This window comes from Pseudomonas viridiflava, from assembly GCF_001642795.1.
Taxonomy (GTDB): Bacteria; Pseudomonadota; Gammaproteobacteria; order Pseudomonadales; family Pseudomonadaceae; genus Aquipseudomonas; species Aquipseudomonas viridiflava.
The window spans coordinates 126,421-144,011 of sequence record NZ_LKEH01000047.1; the positions used below are offsets into that span (position 1 = coordinate 126,421).

Here is a 17,591-nt window from a genome sequence, read left to right on the forward strand (position 1 = left end):
AGGTAATTCCCCATGGCTTTAATCGCTCGAGATCGACGCAGAAAACGCAAGCCGGTCGCCGAAATGAACGTAGTGCCCTACATCGACGTGATGCTGGTGCTGCTCGTGATTTTCATGGTGACGGCTCCCATGATCAACCAGGGCGTGAAGGTCGACTTGCCCAAGGTCTCCAGCGAGGCTTTGCCGCAGGACAACAACAATCAGGTCCTGACCATTTCGATCAAGGCTGACAAGACCTATTACTGGAACCTTGGCAGCGAAGTCGATACCGACAAGCAGATGGACAAGGCAATGACCTTGCCGCAGCTGACTGCCGCCGTCACCAAGATCGTCGCTGCCGGGCGTGATGCCGGCAAGCAGACGCAGGTGTTCATCCGTGGTGACAAGACCGTTGATTACGGTTCGGTCATGGGCACGATGGGTGGGTTGCAGAAAGCCGGGGTCGGGAATGTTGGCTTGATTACCGAGGCCCCCTGATGCAGCCGATTCGAGAGCCGACAGCCTCGGAAAGCTATTTCTGGCCCAGTGTCTGGGCTGTGGCGTTGCACATCCTGATTTTCGGCATGCTCTTTGTGAGCTTTGCGATGACGCCCGATCTGCCTGAAGCCAAGCCTATCGTTCAGGCAACGCTCTATCAGCTCAAGTCCAAGAGTCAGGCGACGACCCAGACCAACCAGAAAATTGCTGGCGAGGCAAAAAAGACGGCTGCACGACAGACTGAAGTCGAGCAGTTGGAGCAGAAGAAAATCGAGCAGTTGAAGCAGGAAGCTGTTAAAGCTGCGGAACAAAAGAAAGAAGAGTCCGCTCAAAAAGCGGAAGAACAAAAGGCGGCGGACGAAGCCAAGAAGGCCGAGCAGAAAGCGGAAGAGGCCAAAAAGGCTGACGACGCCAAGAAAGCTGATGAGGCCAAGAAGGTTGCCGACGCCAAGAAGGCTGAAGAGAAACAACTGGCCGACATAGCCAAGAAAAAAGCCGAAGACGAAGCGAAGAAGAAAGCCGAGGAAGACGCCAAGAAGGCTGCTGCCGAGGAAGCCAAGAAGCAGGCTGCTGACGAGGCCAAGAAAAAGGCCGCAGAAGACGCCAAGAAGAAGGCTGCCGAGGACGCGAAGAAGAAAGCCGCTGCCGACTCCGCCAAGAAAGCGCAGGAAGCTGCCCGTAAATCTGCTGAAGACAAGAAGGCGCAGGCACTGGCCGATCTGCTGTCCGATAAACCGGAACGGCAACAGGCTCTGGCAGACGAACGTGGCGACGAAACCGCTGGCAGCTTCGACGATCTGATTCGCGTGCGTGCATCCGAAGGCTGGAGTCGTCCTCCATCGGCACGTAACAACATGTCGGTAACGTTGCAGATCGGCATGCTGCCGGACGGTACAATCGCCTCCGTGTCGATTGCCAAGTCCAGCGGTGACGGGCCATTTGACAGCTCTGCGGTTGCTGCGGTGAAAAACATTGGGCGTTTGACAGAAATGCAGGGTCTGAAGCCCGCTGACTTCGCTCCCTATCGTTCATTCAAGATGACATTCACACCTGGAGATCTAGCCTTGTGATCAACCTTTTTCGAGGACTGCTTTTCGTTCTCTGCTGTGCAGCCGGAGTCGCGGCCGCAGAAGAAAAGAACATTCTGGTCACCAGCGGCAGTGACCGTGCCACACCGATCGCTGTCGTACCGTTTGGCTGGCAGGGCGGCAACGTACTGCCAGAAGACATGGCGGAGATCATCGGCAATGACCTGCGCAACTCCGGCTACTACTCGCCGATCCCGAAGCAGAACATGATCAGCTTGCCGACCCAGGCCAGCGAAGTCATCTTCCGTGACTGGAAAGCACTGGGTGCCCAGTACGTCATGGTCGGCAACATTGTTCCTGCAGGCGGTCGTCTGCAGATTCAATACGCGCTGTTCAACGTGGCCACCGAACAACAGGTCCTGACCGGTAACGTTTCCGGCACCAATGACCAGCTGCGCGACATGGCGCACTACATTGCAGACCAGTCGTTCGAGAAGCTCGTCGGCATCAAGGGTGCGTTCTCGACACGCATGCTCTATGTCACGGCAGAGCGTTTCTCGGAAAACAATACGCGCTACACCCTGCAACGTTCGGACTACGACGGTGCGCGTGCGGTAACGCTGTTGCAATCCCGTGAGCCGATCCTGTCGCCGCGCTTTGCGCCGGACGGCAAGCGTATTGCCTATGTGTCGTTCGAACAGAAGCGTCCGCGCATCTTCGTTCAACACATCGATACCGGTCGTCGTGAGCAGATCACCAACTTCGAAGGCCTGAACGGCGCGCCTGCGTGGTCGCCGGATGGCACCAAGCTGGCATTCGTGCTGTCCAAGGACGGCAACCCGGAAATCTACGTGATCAACCTGGCTTCGCGTCAGTTGAGCCGTGTGACCAATGACTCTTCCATCGACACCGAACCGTTCTTCGGCAAGGATGGCTCGACGATCTACTTCACGTCGGACCGTGGTGGAAAGCCGCAAATCTATAAAACCAATATCAATGGCGGTGGTGCCGAACGTGTTACGTTCGTGGGTAACTACAACGCCAATCCGAAATTGTCAGCCGATGAAAAGACGCTGGTGATGATTCACAGGCAGGACGGCTTCACTAATTTCAAGGTTGCAGTGCAGGATTTGGCCCGCGGAAGCGTAAAAATCCTCACAGATAGCAACCTTGATGAGTCGCCTACTGTTGCGCCCAACGGCACCATGGTAATCTACGCCACCCGCCAGCAGGGCCGGGGAGTCTTGATGCTCGTGTCCATTAACGGACGCGTAAGGCTCCCGCTTCCTACCGCTCAAGGCGAAGTCAGAGAACCTTCCTGGTCCCCTTACCTGAACTGACGCGGCGCTACACGATTTGCTTAACACACTGGGGTTCATTAGGAGTTTCAAGATGGAAATGCTGAAGTTTGGTAAGTTTGCTGCGCTGGCTCTGGCCATGGCTGTAGCTGTAGGTTGCTCGTCCAAAGGCGGCGACAATGCCGGTGCTGGCGCTGTCGACCCTAACGCTGGTTACGGCGCCAACACTGGTGCTGTTGACGGTTCCCTGAGCGAAGAAGCTGCTCTGCGCGCAATCACCACCTTCTACTTCGAATACGACAGTTCGGACCTGAAGCCAGAAGCCATGCGCTCCCTGGACGTGCACGCTAAAGACCTGAAAGCAAACGGCGCTCGCGTTGTTCTGGAAGGCAACACCGACGAACGTGGTACTCGTGAGTACAACATGGCACTGGGCGAGCGTCGTGCGAAAGCCGTTCAGCGCTACCTGGTACTGCAAGGTGTTTCCCCAGCTCAGCTGGAACTGGTTTCCTACGGCGAAGAGCGTCCAGTTGCTACCGGCAACGACGAGCAGTCGTGGGCTCAGAACCGTCGCGTCGAACTGCGTAAGTAATTTGACATGCGAACGTGCCGACGTGCTCTAACCGTTTTGGCCCTCGCCCTTCCGCTTTCAGCGTTGGGTGCGGCTCCTGTGGTCGATAACAATTCTGGCTCTGGCAGCAGCAGTTATCCGCCAGCGGGTTATGGCACGTCCGGCGCCTATGCCGGGGGAGGGGTAACACCTCCTCCCTCGGCACAAGGTCAGCTGTTCATGCAGTTGCAGCAAATGCAGGAAGAAATCGCGCGTTTGCGCGGGCTTGTCGAGGTTCAGCAGAACGATATCCAGCGCATGAAGCAGGAAGCTCTGGAGCGTTATCAGGAACTCGATCAGCGTATAGCCAGTGGCGCAGCCGCTCCGGCTACCAATAATTCTCAACCTTCTGGTGGCGCTGTAGATGCCAGTGGGACGCCGTCGGCTCAAGCCGCTCAGGCACCGGCAGCAGGCACAGAGCCTCCTGACCCGGCGAAGGAAAAGCTTTATTACGAAGCAGCCTTCGATTTGATCAAGGCAAAGGATTTCGACAAGGCCAGTCAGGCCTTCACAGCATTCCTGCGCAAGTATCCGAACAGTTCGTATGCGGGCAATGCCCAATACTGGCTGGGCGAGGTGAATCTGGCCAAAGGCGACCTTCAAGGCGCAGGTCAGGCATTCGCCAAGGTGAGTCAGCAATATCCGAAGCACGCCAAGGTGCCTGATTCGCTGTACAAGCTGGCCGATGTAGAACGCCGCCTGGGTCACAATGACAAGGTCAAAGGCATTCTGCAGCAGGTTGTTGCCCAGTATCCGGGTACATCTGCCGCCCAGTTGGCGCAGCGAGACCTTCAGCGACTGTGATGTCCTGACTCGCAAATCAAGAAAGCCGCGCTCGTCGCGGCTTTTTTCGTTAGAATCTCGCACCCGAAATTCCGGTACACCCATTACGCTTCTCTGGATTCTGCGAGTGCAGGGTTCCTTGAAGTGCCTGACGGAGGCGGACGGCCTGTTTAGCTGTTACGCCCGTGGCTGATATGCAAGACACATTACGCATCACCGAAATATTTCACTCGTTACAGGGTGAAACCCGTACGGCTGGGCTACCCACCGTATTTGTACGCCTCACTGGCTGCCCCTTGCGCTGCCAGTACTGTGACAGCGCCTACGCATTTACTGGCGGCACCATCCATACGCTCGACGACATCATGGGTCAGGTCGCGGCCTATCGTCCTCGTTACGTGTGCGTAACCGGCGGCGAGCCACTGGCCCAGCCCAATGCGATTCCATTGCTCAAGCGCCTCTGTGACGAGGGCTATGAAGTGTCGCTGGAAACCAGCGGCGCGCTGGATATCTCGGCGGTCGACCCCCGGGTCAGTCGAGTCGTTGACCTCAAGACCCCTGGGTCGAAAGAGGTCACGCGCAACCGCTACGAAAACATGGAGCTGCTCACGCCCAACGATCAGGTCAAATTCGTGATCTGTTCGCGGGAGGATTACGACTGGGCGGTTTCCAAGCTCATTCAGTACGGGCTTGATCGCCGGGCTGGCGAGGTTCTGTTCTCTGCCAGTCATCATGAGCTGAAAGGCCGTGATCTGGCCGACTGGATAGTGGCGGACAACCTGCCTGTACGCTTGCAGATGCAGCTGCATAAATTTCTTTGGGACGACGAGCCGGGGCGCTGAGATGAGTGAATTGAACATGACCGAGAAAAGAGCCGTAATCCTGCTGTCCGGTGGCCTCGACTCCGCAACTGTCGTCGCCATGGCCCGTGCTGAAGGCTACGCCTGCTACACCATGAGTTTCGACTACGGTCAGCGTCATCGCGCCGAGCTCGACGCAGCCGCGCAGGTAGCTCGCGACCTCGGTGCGATCGAGCACAAGGTGATCGGCTTGAATCTCAATGGCATTGGCGGCTCGGCGTTGACCGACAGCTCCATTGCAGTCCCTGAGACGCCCTCAGAGGGCATTCCGGTAACGTACGTGCCGGCCCGCAACACTGTCTTCCTATCGTTGGCCCTGGGCTGGGCAGAAGTGCTGGGCGCACGCGACATCTTCATCGGCGTGAACGCTGTGGATTATTCGGGCTACCCGGATTGCCGTCCCGAGTTCGTCGAGTCCTTTGAGCGCATGGCGAATCTGGCGACCAAGGCCGGTGTGGAAGGGCAGGGCTTCACCATCCGCGCACCGCTGCAGAACCTGAGCAAGTCTGACATCGTCAAGGCAGGCACTGTACTGGGCGTCGATTACGCGCTGACGGTTTCCTGCTACCAGGCCGACGATCAGGGCCGTGCGTGCGGCAAATGCGATAGCTGCCGCCTGCGTGCAGAAGGCTTCGCCGCTGCTGGCGTAGCAGACCCGACGCGTTATTTTTAAGTTTTTTTAAAATAGGTGTTGTATTACTCATAAAAATCAGTAAGATACGCGCCACACAACAGAGGGTCGTTAGCTCAGTTGGTAGAGCAGTTGGCTTTTAACCAATTGGTCGTAGGTTCGAATCCCACACGACCNCGAAAATCTGGAAGGCCCATGAAAATGCGGATTTCCAGATTTTTTTTTGCGTTGCAGATTGTCAGGTCGGAGAGCTGATTGAGCTTCTGTCATGAGTGAAGCGACGATCTCTAAAGCAGTTGGCAAGTCTTTCGAAGCTGAAGGCAGTAGTACCGATCGAGCGTTATGCGCCCGGACAAGCAGCCATCTGTCGCGAAACGTAGCGCCGGAAAGCAGTAATGTCCAATTGCGGGGCGGAGTGCCTGCTCAAGGTTACCCAGCGCCACGCGTTTTGTTCACCCTGTTGCAGCACGTGGCTGTTATCGGCGATTGCAGGGGTTTGCTGAGGTCGAATGTCTGCTGGGTCGACTGGAAACGATGATGGCATTGGGCATGTTCTGACGCCATGGCGAGGTCGGTCGTCCTTCATGACCTGATGACTCATTTTTGCGGATATCGCTTAACCGAGGGTTATGGTCATAGGACGTTAGTTGCTCGGTACTCGGTGACGAGCTTATCCAGAAAGGTGAACAGCTTTTGATTCATCTCATTCCAGTTGTTAGCGCGCAGCGCTGCGGACTGCTGGACAAAGCGCCGGTCGGAGAGAGTGTTCAGTTCAGGCTCCGAGGCTGCTATCAGAAGCTCTACGACTTCGCTGGTAAATTCCATGTGACATTGGAATCCATAAACCAATGTGCCGTACTCGACGATCTGTCGAGGGCAACCTTCACTTACAGCGAGAATTTTTGCGTCGGCGGTAAGGCCCGGCATATCGTTGTGCCAATGGCCGACCTCGAGCACGTCGCCAAAATGGGCGACTTTGCTGTTGGCTTTACCATCGGCAGTCAGACTAATCGGGTACTTTCCGATTTCCTTTTCTGGACTGTGCCCAAACTGTGCACCCAGTGCCTCTCCGATTAGTTGGGAGCCGAGGCAGATGCCCACGACCGCTTTTCTGGCAACGATTGCCTGGCGGATCAAGCGGCATTCAGCGACGGCATCAAAGTGAGGGCACTGCTCAACGGTGGTTGCGGGGGCTTGCGGCCCACCCAGCACTACCAGAAGATCGATATTGTCCGCATTACTCGGCAGAACCTCGTTGGCGTAGACGCGGGAGTAGCTGATTTTGTAGCCTCGCTCGCGGACCCAGGTTTCATATGCTCCAGGCGCTTCGAATGATTCGTGGACGATGAAATGTACTCTCATGGCAGATATCTCATGGTGGCCCAGCAAAGGCGAAAGGGGAGGTAGCGGGTGTTCGAATGCGTAATGGGTGATGGGGCATGTCTGGCAGCGAGGTGCTGTCGGGCACTCCAGCCAAACCATTATTCCGAAGAAAGCTCGTCCAGTAGACCTTTGAGGTAAATGGTGTCTTTAGCGTCCAGGGGCTGCAAAGGCAGGCGCGGCGCGCCGACATCCAACCCCAGCATCTTCAGACCGGCCTTGATTGTTGTGGGCAGGCCGCGACGAGTGATGTACTCCAACAATTCGTACTGGCGATAAAACAGCGCTCGTGCTTCCAGCAAGTTTTCATTCTGAACAGCATTCCAAAGAGCGAGATTCAGCTCTGGGATGAGGTTTGGTGCGGCGGTGCACCAGCCAGTTGCGCCAGCGATAAGCGCTTCAAGGGTGAGCGGATTGCAACCGTTGAAGAAAGCGATCCGGCCACCAGTTGCTTTGTACAAACGGTGCATGCGCTGAATGTCGCCGGTACTTTCCTTGACCATCGTGACGTTTATGACTTCACTCAGGATGCGTAGGATCAGGTCAACGGCAAGGTCGGTTCCGCTGGTGCCTGGGTTGTTGTAAAGCATGATCGGGATGTTGATAGCTGCACCGACGGCTTTATAGTGATCGACGATCTCGGTCTCGGTCAGCTTCCAGTAGGAGACCGGCAGTACCATCACTGCTGTGGCGCCACAGGATTCGGCCAACTTGGCGCGCTGCACGGTGCGCGAAGTGGTTAGGTCCGAAACGCTGACGACAGTCGGTACGCGCCCGCTGATCTTTTCCTGGCTGTAACGTACGACCGATTCCCACTCGCTGTCGGACAGGTAGGCTCCTTCCCCTGTGCTGCCCAAAGGAGCGATTGCGTGCACTCCGGACTGAATGAGGCGTTCGATGGACTTGCCCAACGCATCCAGATCAACTGAACCATCAGCACCGAATGGAGTGATGGTGTAGCCGATGACGCCGCGAACTTGAGGTGCAGACATAAATAAGCCCCGTACAATTTTCTGAGAATGAGTGCAGCTTCAATTAGCCCAAGCAGTCAGCGTGGGCACGCAATGCACGGCGTGCGTAGTAGCTAAACGCAGCGCCATGACGTTTTGGTGTGGAGATCCAGTCATGGGCCTCTCTGCCCAGTGCCTCCGGAATTGGACGGATTTCACCTGCGCTCATGGCTAGTAACTGCATCCTGGCAGCGCGCTCGAACAGCAGAGCCAGCACACAGGCCTCTTCGATTGAGCTTCCAGCGACCAGCAGGCCATGGTGAGAAAGCAGGATCGCTCGCTTGTCTCCAATTGCCCTGGAGATGATTTCGCCCTCCTCGTTTCCGACCGGGACCCCCGGCCATTCCATTAAGAACGCGCAATCGTCGAAAAGCGGGCAAAGGTCCATGTGTGAGATTTCAAGCGGTATCTCCAGCATCGACAAGGTTGCGCTGTTCAGCGGATGGGTGTGGATGATGCAACTCACATCTGGGCGTGCTCGGTACAGCCAACTATGAAAACGATTGGCCGGGTTGGCCATTCCGTTACCGGTCAATACGGTAAGGTCCTCATCAACGATGAGGAGGTTGGATGCTGAGATCTCATCGAATCCCAGCCCTAGCTGTTGCGTATAATAAGTACCCGGCTCGCCCGTGCGAGCTGTGACCTGACCGGCGAGGCCAGAGTCGTGACCACCATCGAACAGGATTCGACAGGCCAGAGCGAGTTTCTGGCGTGATGTGTAGGTGTTATCGATCAACGTGGTCAGCATTTGCTCACGGGCGAGCTTGACGAGTTGGTCTTTCGATGTCTGCATGGTCATGGTCGAGGTACCTGATCGAAGAGCTAAACGTGTTCAGTGGTCGCTGCAACGACCTAGGACACGAAATGATAATAATGACACTTGGTGTCATAAACAAGATATGTTTCATTCTTTTCCAGGGGACAGCTTTGCATGTCGGTTCAGCTGAAGATTTTGCGTAAAAAGATGGGCGTGACCCTTGAGCAGCTGGCAGGCCAGACGGGATTGACCAAGAGCTACTTGTCAAAGGTAGAGCGAGGTTTGAACTCTCCTTCGATCGCCGTGGCGCTCAAGTTGGCCAAGGCGCTCAACGTCCAGGCAGAAGAACTCTTCAGCACTGAAGCAGTGCCAGTTGAGGGCTATAGCCTGGTTCGTCGTCAGCAACGTGATGCCTCTCCTAAAGGCGCGGCTGCGACCCACGTCGCGTTAGCGAAACACATCGGGCAGAGGGCCTTGCTGCCGTTCATGGTCTATCCGCCTAAATCATTTGCGCATTCGGCCTTCAAGGAGCATCTGGGGGAAGAGTTTGTCTATGTCCATCGCGGAAGCGTGGAGGTCGATTTCGGTAGCGAGCGTCTCATTCTGGAAGAAGGAGACGCGCTGCATTTCAATGCGCAGAAATCTCATCGCATTCGCACGGTTTCAGAGACGCAAGCAGAGCTGCTTGTAGTTGTGCACAGCTCGGAATAAGCGAGCCCTACAATGCCTGCAAATCAGATTTGATCCTGCTTTCGCCTATTTCTACAGCTGTCGTGGTTACCTCGTATGGCCAGATTTGATGCGGGTGGTGGGTCAAAGACCACGGTCCATCGGTCGATCAGGTCCTGTTGAACTGTAATGAGATTCTGATGCAGGCGCTGCGCTAGCGTGAAGACGTTGCTGCATGATGCAGTGGATCGTTACGGGTCAGCCGGTCAACCTTCGGGTAGTAGCGACCGAGCGCCACGTGGCAATTGACGGGGTGGTTTCGGTTGGTGACCCATCAGGGGCCGCATACGCGAAGAATTGTATAAAACCGTTATCACAACCGCCCGAGCCAAGCAGGTTCGTTTCCTGATGCGAGGCGAGGCTGGGCATGACGCGCAAGCTGAAAAAGCATTTTCAACGCTTTCGGTAAAAGGTTTGGCCTGCGTGCTCCTACACCTTCCGGAGTAGCGCTCTCTTTTCTTTATGGTCTGAACGGGCATACTCCGAGGCCTCTTCGTAAGTCCTCAAATGACGAACGCATCACATCTGCTGTCTGGAACCTGCGCATCGTAGGAGTCAATCCGAGCCGCTAGGCGCGTGAAGTTTTTTTCACAGATATGGCTATGAGAATTTAGCTATGTAAATATAGGTTGTTCGCGGTGAGCAAGATGAGCCTCGATTTTATCGGAGAAGATCATGCGTGTTCCCACTTCTAGATTCGAGCGTATTCTTCTCACTAATGATGACGGGATTGATGCTCCAGGATTGAAGGTTCTTGAGCGTATTGCAAGCCAGCTCGCAGACGAGGTATGGGTTGTGGCTCCCTTGCTTGATCAAAGCGGCACGTCGCACTCATTGAGTCTCCATACGCCTTTGCGACTCAGTTCCCATGGAGCTAGACGATTTGCAGTGACGGGAACCCCAAGCGACTGTGTGGCTATGGCACTCGGGCATCTACTAAGTCACGATCAACCTGATTTGGTTTTATCTGGCGTCAATCGGGGCGCCAATCTCGGGGTGCAGACAGTCTTTTCTGGAACTGTCGGAGCGGCCATGACAGGCCTTTTATTCGATGTCCCGTCAATCGCCCTTAGTCAGGCAGCTACACAAAGCAGAGCGATATCCTGGGAAGTCGTGCTTGCCCATGGGCCGAGCGTTATTAATCAACTGATTGACATGAACTGGCCAAAAGATGTGTGCCTGAACGTCAACTTTCCTGATTGCCTGCTGAGTGAGGTTTCCCCTTTAAAATTGACGAGCCAAGGTACTGGTCACGTTCAGGATGTGGAGGTCAGTTCAGAGCATGACCCTCGCGGCGTTGAATACCATTGGCTGAGTCTGAAAAAGCGTCATACAGAAGAGCAGACAAATACCGAGACGGCTGCGCTGGCAGCCGGGCATATTACGGCGACCCCTTTGCAGTTCGAGCGAACGCATTTCGGCGCGCTTGCTGCGATGGCTGTAAATGTAGTTTAGCTTATCGCTTCCAACACTTGAGAAGATCAATACGTTTTTGACCGCAACGCTTTGCCCCGTTGTACGCCCAGAACATTGCGGTCCTTTGGAGCTTTCAATGAGTATTTCAGTATTGCGAGAGCAATTGACACGTTTGAGCAAACGCCTGCGTCAAGAGGCACAAAACCATCCGGAAGGCTGGTCTCAAATGTTGGTTCTGAGCGCGATTGATCGAATGGCTGGAGCTGCAACGCCTACCCAGATCGCGGAAGCCGAGAGGATGCAATCTTCAAATCTCGCCTCGTTGCTCAGAGAGCTGGACGCACGAAAATTGATTGAGCGGACTCCGGACATTCACGACAAACGACGCGTCAGGATCAGCCTTTCTGAGGGCGGTAAGGCCCTTCTACAAGAGAGCCGGGACCAGCGTGATCGCTGGTTAAGCAATGCCGTCCAGAGCTGTCTTACAGAAGAGGAACGTCATCAGCTCGAAGCTGCCGGCGTGCTCATGGAGAAGTTAAGCAATTACAGCCAAACCTTCGATAAATGACCGTCATCAAAATGGTATCAGGGTTTTATTTTAACGAAAGCTCATGGGCCTGGAGGCATTCTTGAAGTTATTAATCCACACACGGCTCAAGCGAGTATTTTCCAGAACCTTACACCTTAGTCTGCTGATATCCATTGCACCTCATTGTGGCGCAGTGCTGGTGGATACTCACCCGTTTGTCCACCCTGGTTTGCTGCATTCGAAGCAGGATTTTGAACGTGTGCAAGTCAAGGTGGCGAGCAATGAACAGCCCTGGCGGGCGGGCTGGCAGAAACTGATCGATAATCGTCATGCTGCACTCAATTGGCAGTCGCATCCTCAAGTGATCGTTTATCGTGGACTGGACCACCTGCATAAAGAAAACTACCGGATACTGTACAATGATATCGCAGCCGCTTATGCGTTAGCACTACGTTGGCGAATTTCGCATAATGATGCCTACGCAGCCAACGCTGTAGAAATATTGAATCAATGGTCTGCCACGTTAACATCGATTGAGGGATCGGGTGACCGTTACCTGGCGTCTGGACTTTATGGTTATCAATTTGCAAATGCTGCCGAGATATTGCGTGATTATTCTGGCTGGGCACCGGCGGATTTTCGACGTTTTCAGCAGATGATGCTGACCAGGTTTTACCCTATGAATCACGATTTTCTGACTCATCATGACAACGCACTGGTAGATCATCATTGGGCAAACTGGGACCTCGCGAACCTCAATGCGATGCTAGCCATCGGCGTACTCACTGATCGGCGTGACATCTATAACGAGGCCTTAGAGTATTTCAAGAATGGTGCAGGCAACGGGTCAATCCGGCATGTTGTGTGGCATCTCCATAGCCCTCTGCTTGGTCAGGTGCAGGAAAGCGGTCGGGATCAGGCGCATACGATGCTTGATATCGCCTTGCTCGGTTCGTTTTGCCAAACGGCCTGGAACCAGGGAGATGACGTGTATAGCTACGACAACAATCGTGTATTGGCAGGTGCTGAATATGTAGCCAAGTACAATCTTGGCTATGAGGTGCCTTTTACTCCTTATACTAATAGTATTGGAACTCAGTCAGTCATATCCGAGCAATCCAGAGGTGATAAGCGGCCGATCTGGGAAATGCTTTATAATCACTATGTTGTGATGAGGCATTTGAAGGCTCCCAATGTGGAAGCTTTTGCAAAACAGGTCAGAGTTGAAGGCGGCGGCGGCGATTACAGTCCAAACAGTGGAGGCTATGACCAATTGGGTTACGGAACGTTAATGTTTTCTCTGGGGCGGTGATTTTTATCGTGCGTCAGAGCATGCACTGGTCTGGTTGTGTCGTCGGTTTCTGTATGTCCTGACCTGTATGAGCCGTATTGAATTTTGAATAAATGCTCATTCGCATAGCGTATCTTGGTGCGCGTTAGACCGCACTTGCTGAAAATCTGCGCCGTCGCACAGCACACTCTTGGGACTTCGGAAATGCATTCACTCTGCTTTCTGTGCGATGGAAGCGCAGCGGGGTTTTCCTATCGCATACCTGAGAGCTGGATCGATCGTCGCATCGAAGCGTGTCAGGGCTTCGGAGTTGATCAAAAGGGGAAACTGGAAAGCGCTTCGATCGGTCAGGTTGACTTCTATAGTGCGTGAAGCATCACCCATGCATACGGTCAGGAGGATGACAGGCCGATTGGAATACAAACTCCTGTCGTACGGGCCGCGATCATCCGCACGGCGTTTGATCTGATCTATTCCCTCCAGCGGTCTTTCGATGACGCGGGTGTGACTGCCATCAATCGCAAGCTTGAAGCTGACCCAGCGCTCACCATGACGTTTGCCTGGCCAGATACCGCCAAAAAAAACGCCTCCACTAGGGAGGCGTTCCTGAGCTCTTACTGCATCAAACCAGATCGAAACGATCCAGATTCATCACCTTGGTCCACGCCGCCACGAAGTCTTTAACAAACTTCTCCTGTGCATCCGCACTGCCGTAAACCTCGGAAATCGCACGCAGTTGAGCGTGGGAACCGAAGACCAGATCGACACGGGTGCCGGTCCATTTGACGGCACCGGTCTTGCGATCACGGGCCTCGAAGGTGTCGTTGGCACCCGAGGTCGCTTTCCACTCGACGCCCATGTCTAGCAGGTTCTTGAAGAAGTCGTTGGTCAGAGTGCCCGGCTTGTCAGTGAACACGCCATGCTTGCTCTGACCGACATTGATGTTCAGGACCCGCAGGCCGCCCAGCAGCACACTCATCTCCGGTGCGGTCAGGGTCAGCAGTTGCGCCTTGTCGACCAGCAACGACTCTGCCGAGACTTTGTAGTGCCCCTTCTGGTAGTTGCGGAAGCCATCGGCAATCGGCTCAAGGAAGCTGAACGATTCAACGTCGGTCTGCTCCTGAGACGCATCTGCGCGGCCCGGTGTGAAAGGAACCGTGACGTGCTGGCCTGCGTTCTTCGCAGCCTGTTCGACGCCTGCACTGCCAGCCAGGACGATCAGGTCCGCGAGGGAAACCTTCTTGCCGCTCGACTGGGCGGCGTTGAATTCGCTCTGAATGCCCTCAAGCGTCTTCAGAACACCCGCCAGATGCTCAGGCTGGTTCACCGCCCAATCCTTCTGCGGAGCGAGACGCAGACGACCGCCATTGGCACCGCCGCGTTTGTCCGAACCACGGAAGGTAGAGGCTGCTGCCCATGCAGTCGAAACCAGTTGAGGCACCGAAAGGCCCGAAGCAAGAATCTTGGCCTTGAGAGCAGCAACGTCCTGATCGTCTATCAGCGCGTGATCAACGTTCGGAATCGGGTCCTGCCACAGCAATTCTTCGGTCGGCATTTCCGGGCCGAGGTAGCGGGCCAGCGGGCCCATGTCGCGGTGAGTCAGTTTGAACCAGGCGCGGGCAAACGCATCGGCCAGTTGATCGGGGTTGGCCAGAAAACGGCGGGAGATCTGCTCGTAGGCCGGGTCGAAGCGCAGCGCCAGGTCAGACGTCAGCATGCTGGGCGCATGACGCTTGGCCGGGTCGTGGGCGTCCGGAATCTTGCCAGCGCCTGCGCCGTTCTTCGGCGTCCATTGATGCGCGCCGGCCGGGCTTTTGGTCAGTTCCCATTCGAAGCCAAACAGGTTTTCGAGGTACTCGTTGCTCCACTTGGTGGGCGTCGATGTCCAGGTCACTTCCAGGCCGCTGGTAATGGTGTCGCCACCTTTGCCTGTGCCGAATTTGTTGCTCCAGCCGAAGCCCTGCGCTTCAAGGCCTGCGGCTTCCGGCTCCGGACCGACGTTGTCAGCCGGGCCTGCACCGTGGGTCTTGCCGAAGGCGTGACCGCCCGCGATCAGGGCCACGGTCTCTTCATCATTCATCGCCATGCGACCGAAGGTTTCACGGATATCCTTCGCCGACGCAACCGGATCAGGAACGCCTTCAGGGCCTTCCGGGTTGACGTAGATCAAGCCCATCTGCACCGCAGCAAGCGGGTTTTCCAGATTTCGCTCGCCTTTATCGGTGCGGCTTTCTTCGTTAGCGTGATTCTCCGGCTCGGCCACCAACGTGCCGTCGCCCGGCTGCTGCATTTTCTTCTGCGCGCCGTAGCGCTCTTCACCACCCAGCCAGGTGGTTTCGGAGCCCCAGTACACATCTTCTTCCGGTTCCCATACATCTGGGCGACCGCCGGAGAAACCGAACGTCTTGAAGCCCATCGACTCCAGCGCGACGTTACCGGTCAGCACGATCAGGTCAGCCCAGGAAATCTTGCGGCCGTACTTTTGCTTGACCGGCCAGATCAGGCGACGCGCCTTGTCCAGGCTGACGTTGTCAGGCCAGCTGTTGAGCGGCGCAAAGCGTTGCTGACCCGCACCCGCACCACCACGGCCATCACCTGTGCGATAAGTCCCGGCGCTGTGCCAGGCCATGCGAATGAACAGCGGGCCGTAATGGCCGAAGTCTGCTGGCCACCAGTCCTGAGACTGGGTCATGACCGCGCGCAGGTCCTGTTTGACCGCTTCGAAGTCGAGGCTTTTGAATTCTTTGGCATAGTCGAAACTCTCGCCCATCGGGTCGGAGAGGGCGGAATGCTGATGCAGGATCTTCAGGTTCAGCTGCTTGGGCCACCAGTCACGGTTGGTGGTGCCGCCGCCAGCAGCGTGGTTGAAGGGGCATTTCGATTCAGTTGACATGCTTGGTACACCTTTTTGTCAATGCGTGCGGCCATCCGGTCCACTCGCGGGACTTCAGACAGTAGGGATGGAACTCATTGGCGCTGCGTTCATGCCAGCCGCTCGATCAATGATCAGGCCAGCTCCACGGATACGGTGCGTTGCAGTGAACAGATTGCTGCGAGACAGGCTCACAACGCGCAACGCAGGTTTGAGCGCATTCTTATCATCAGGGTAAAACCACACGGCTTTCGCCACGCTCACCCAGATTAGCCTTCTTCGAGAAGATTTCTAATAGAAAGAACGTTAAGGCGTGATAGGAAAACTTCTTGCGCCATCCCGTTGAGGATGTGTCAGGAGGGGAGGTGATGGGTAAGCTTGTGTTTTGGGTCTGTAAACAACGATTCCGGGTTTCTGTGACACGTAGTCCAGAAAGGGCAGGTCGACCACCTTTCCTTTTTTCAGCGATGCATGCCTCAAGACTGGACCTTTGTCCGTTCTTATGAAGAAACCGACGTGGGTCACGTCAAGCCCCGGAAGCTCCGTGTAGAGGCCGATGTAGTCGCCCGTTTGCAAGTGACTGACCACTTCTTTGTCGACGAATTTGCTGGGGATATACGTAATGGTACGCCTGACCGTGGGCAAACCGGGAAGGTAGGCCGTGCCATCGCTCTTTGCATTCAGGTTCTTTTCAATGCTGACCGCGTGGGGGGTTATCCGAGACGTCAAATCGTCCGCCAGGGCGTGGTCTTTATCGTTCGCCCAGTCGCTGAAGAAATGCCTGCGGTTCAAAAAACCAACGGTGCCGTTTTTATAACGGGTCTCGATCAGGTTCTTCTCGAAATCGGATTCTGATGACGATTTCCTCAGGGCTTCCACATATTCGAGATAGGTAAAACAATCCAGTCCTCTAAAATCAATGACCAGTTGTTCTGCCATGCTGTCCGTGCCGCGCAGCATATTGGCACGGTAAGGCGTACCTATGAAAAACGCTGAAATGGCGTTGGTTCTCTGACCCGTATCCATGGGGCTGATTTGATGCTTCAGGACGGTGTCGATTTTCGATGAGGTGTAATCATCCAGTTTCAAACTGACAGGCTGTGGTGTCGCTGTCAGGTGACTGGAGGGATTATTCAGGGCTTTGGTTTCAGAAACGGCGCATCCCGACAGCAAGAAGGATGTGAAGGCCAACAGAACTGTTTTTCGCATGATGATTGATTTCTTACCTGCCAGCAGCTCATCACGGCCATGACGGCGCGAGCCGACCGTGTCGGAACGTTATGGGGGGCATTCGGAAAAAGGGGATGTCGAAGTGGGGCATCAACCAACTGATCCACTTCACCATCAACCGTAGCCCGCATGTATATCAAGCCTGTCTGGCATGTTGCAGGCTTTTGGGGCGTTTTGCGGTGAATGTTTGTTTAAGAGAATCAGGTATGGACCACAGGTAAAGTCTTTTTCCACCGGTCGGGCAGCGCCGTATTCTGGACTTCGACTACGTGCGCTGTCCGTGCCGAGCTTACAGCTCCCCGGTCAGAAACTGTGCTCTGCCCAGCCCGAAGCTCCAGTCCTCGTCGCTGTTGATGACCATGGAGATCATCAAATCCTGCGGTGATATTCCACAGTTTGCCTCCAGGCCCTCGGCGACCAGCTTATAAAATGTCTGCTTCATTTCGGCAGAGCGTGGTCTGCTGATCGCTGTAATCACCACAACATCCTGTGTTCGGGTAAGCCCGAGCCCGGTGTCCTGAACGATCATTCGTGACGGCGCATGCTCGGTCACGATCTGGTAGCGATCCCTGACAGGCACCTGAAATGCTTCAACCATCGCGTTGTGGACGGTGTCCAGCAGCGTCGCCAGCGCTTCGTCAGAGCGACCTTTGATGACATCGATTTTGAGCAGCGGCATGTCGACTA

The 17,591-nt window shown here is 55.2% G+C and carries 18 protein-coding genes and 1 tRNA gene; 12 read left to right on the forward strand and 7 right to left on the reverse strand.

Annotated elements, in window-relative coordinates:
- Nucleotides 1–12 precede the first annotated feature (12 nt).
- From tolR to AO065_RS23620, 8 genes are all read left to right on the forward strand, one after another.
- Nucleotides 13–477 carry a protein TolR gene (gene tolR / locus AO065_RS23585; protein ID WP_002554654.1) on the forward strand — a complete coding sequence of 155 codons (465 nt, stop codon included), beginning with the start codon at nucleotides 13–15 and terminating at the stop codon, nucleotides 475–477.
- Nucleotides 477–1,547 carry a cell envelope integrity protein TolA gene (gene tolA, locus AO065_RS23590; protein WP_004879153.1) on the forward strand — a complete coding sequence of 357 codons (1,071 nt, stop codon included), beginning with the start codon at nucleotides 477–479 and terminating at the stop codon, nucleotides 1,545–1,547. The genes tolR and tolA overlap by 1 nt, the downstream gene beginning before the upstream one ends.
- Nucleotides 1,544–2,845: a Tol-Pal system beta propeller repeat protein TolB gene (gene tolB, locus AO065_RS23595; protein ID WP_004879154.1), complete on the forward strand. Its 1,302-nt coding sequence runs from the start codon at nucleotides 1,544–1,546 to the stop codon at nucleotides 2,843–2,845. Before tolA ends, tolB begins: the two co-directional genes overlap by 4 nt.
- 52 nt (nucleotides 2,846–2,897) lie before the next feature.
- Nucleotides 2,898–3,395, forward strand: coding sequence for a peptidoglycan-associated lipoprotein Pal (gene pal / locus AO065_RS23600; protein ID WP_004879156.1), 498 nt, complete (start codon nucleotides 2,898–2,900; stop codon nucleotides 3,393–3,395).
- 6 nt (nucleotides 3,396–3,401) lie between these two features.
- The gene (gene ybgF / locus AO065_RS23605; RefSeq protein ID WP_054998489.1) at nucleotides 3,402–4,217 is read left to right on the forward strand and encodes a tol-pal system protein YbgF; all 816 of its coding nucleotides are present in this window, start codon (nucleotides 3,402–3,404) and stop codon (nucleotides 4,215–4,217) included.
- A 173-nt stretch (nucleotides 4,218–4,390) separates the two neighbouring features.
- Nucleotides 4,391–5,038, forward strand: coding sequence for a 7-carboxy-7-deazaguanine synthase QueE (gene queE / locus AO065_RS23610; RefSeq protein WP_004879159.1), 648 nt, complete (start codon nucleotides 4,391–4,393; stop codon nucleotides 5,036–5,038).
- A gap of 16 nt (nucleotides 5,039–5,054) precedes the next feature.
- Nucleotides 5,055–5,729 (forward strand): 7-cyano-7-deazaguanine synthase QueC, encoded by a 675-nt coding sequence (gene queC / locus AO065_RS23615; RefSeq protein WP_004879161.1) that lies wholly within the window; start codon nucleotides 5,055–5,057, stop codon nucleotides 5,727–5,729.
- Nucleotides 5,730–5,792: 63 nt separating this feature from the next.
- Nucleotides 5,793–5,866: transfer RNA gene (locus AO065_RS23620), tRNA-Lys, on the forward strand.
- Nucleotides 5,867–6,320: 454 nt separating this feature from the next.
- Here the strand turns inward: AO065_RS23620 and AO065_RS23625 are convergent.
- The 3 genes from AO065_RS23625 to AO065_RS23635 all read right to left on the reverse strand — a co-directional run bounded on the left by AO065_RS23625 (nucleotide 6,321) and on the right by AO065_RS23635 (nucleotide 8,879).
- Nucleotides 6,321–7,049, reverse strand: coding sequence for a type 1 glutamine amidotransferase (locus tag AO065_RS23625; RefSeq protein WP_004879163.1), 729 nt, complete (start codon nucleotides 7,047–7,049; stop codon nucleotides 6,321–6,323).
- A 119-nt stretch (nucleotides 7,050–7,168) separates the two neighbouring features.
- Nucleotides 7,169–8,059, reverse strand: a complete 891-nt coding sequence (locus AO065_RS23630) for a dihydrodipicolinate synthase family protein (protein WP_004879165.1) — start codon at nucleotides 8,057–8,059, stop codon at nucleotides 7,169–7,171.
- 43 nt (nucleotides 8,060–8,102) lie between these two features.
- Nucleotides 8,103–8,879: an aldolase gene (locus AO065_RS23635; protein ID WP_004879166.1), complete on the reverse strand. Its 777-nt coding sequence runs from the start codon at nucleotides 8,877–8,879 to the stop codon at nucleotides 8,103–8,105.
- A gap of 132 nt (nucleotides 8,880–9,011) precedes the next feature.
- On the opposite strand from AO065_RS23635, the gene AO065_RS23640 reads away from it, so the two are divergent.
- The 4 genes from AO065_RS23640 (at nucleotide 9,012) to AO065_RS23655 (ending at nucleotide 12,823) form a co-directional block, all read left to right on the forward strand.
- Nucleotides 9,012–9,548: a helix-turn-helix domain-containing protein gene (locus AO065_RS23640; RefSeq protein WP_004879168.1), complete on the forward strand. Its 537-nt coding sequence runs from the start codon at nucleotides 9,012–9,014 to the stop codon at nucleotides 9,546–9,548.
- Nucleotides 9,549–10,241: 693 nt separating this feature from the next.
- Nucleotides 10,242–11,021 (forward strand): 5'/3'-nucleotidase SurE, encoded by a 780-nt coding sequence (gene surE, locus AO065_RS23645; RefSeq protein ID WP_032650183.1) that lies wholly within the window; start codon nucleotides 10,242–10,244, stop codon nucleotides 11,019–11,021.
- 97 nt (nucleotides 11,022–11,118) lie between these two features.
- Nucleotides 11,119–11,550, forward strand: coding sequence for a MarR family winged helix-turn-helix transcriptional regulator (locus AO065_RS23650; protein ID WP_032650186.1), 432 nt, complete (start codon nucleotides 11,119–11,121; stop codon nucleotides 11,548–11,550).
- 43 nt (nucleotides 11,551–11,593) lie between these two features.
- Nucleotides 11,594–12,823, forward strand: a complete 1,230-nt coding sequence (locus AO065_RS23655) for an alginate lyase family protein (protein WP_004879175.1) — start codon at nucleotides 11,594–11,596, stop codon at nucleotides 12,821–12,823.
- Nucleotides 12,824–13,012: 189 nt separating this feature from the next.
- Here AO065_RS23655 and AO065_RS26835 read toward each other — a convergent pair whose 3' ends face one another.
- The 4 genes from AO065_RS26835 to AO065_RS23670 form a co-directional block, all read right to left on the reverse strand.
- Entirely contained in the window at nucleotides 13,013–13,372 is a 360-nt protein-coding gene (locus AO065_RS26835) for a putative ATP-dependent zinc protease (protein ID WP_268873405.1), read from the reverse strand.
- A gap of 52 nt (nucleotides 13,373–13,424) precedes the next feature.
- Complete coding sequence (katG, locus tag AO065_RS23660) at nucleotides 13,425–15,695, reverse strand: catalase/peroxidase HPI (RefSeq protein WP_004879176.1); 2,271 nt, start codon at nucleotides 15,693–15,695, stop codon at nucleotides 13,425–13,427.
- A gap of 285 nt (nucleotides 15,696–15,980) precedes the next feature.
- Nucleotides 15,981–16,883: a DUF1460 domain-containing protein gene (locus AO065_RS23665; protein ID WP_004879178.1), complete on the reverse strand. Its 903-nt coding sequence runs from the start codon at nucleotides 16,881–16,883 to the stop codon at nucleotides 15,981–15,983.
- A 310-nt stretch (nucleotides 16,884–17,193) separates the two neighbouring features.
- On the reverse strand, nucleotides 17,194–17,583 hold the full coding sequence (locus AO065_RS23670) for a tautomerase family protein (RefSeq protein WP_004879184.1): 390 nt from the start codon (nucleotides 17,581–17,583) through the stop codon (nucleotides 17,194–17,196).
- Nucleotides 17,584–17,591 lie beyond the last annotated feature (8 nt).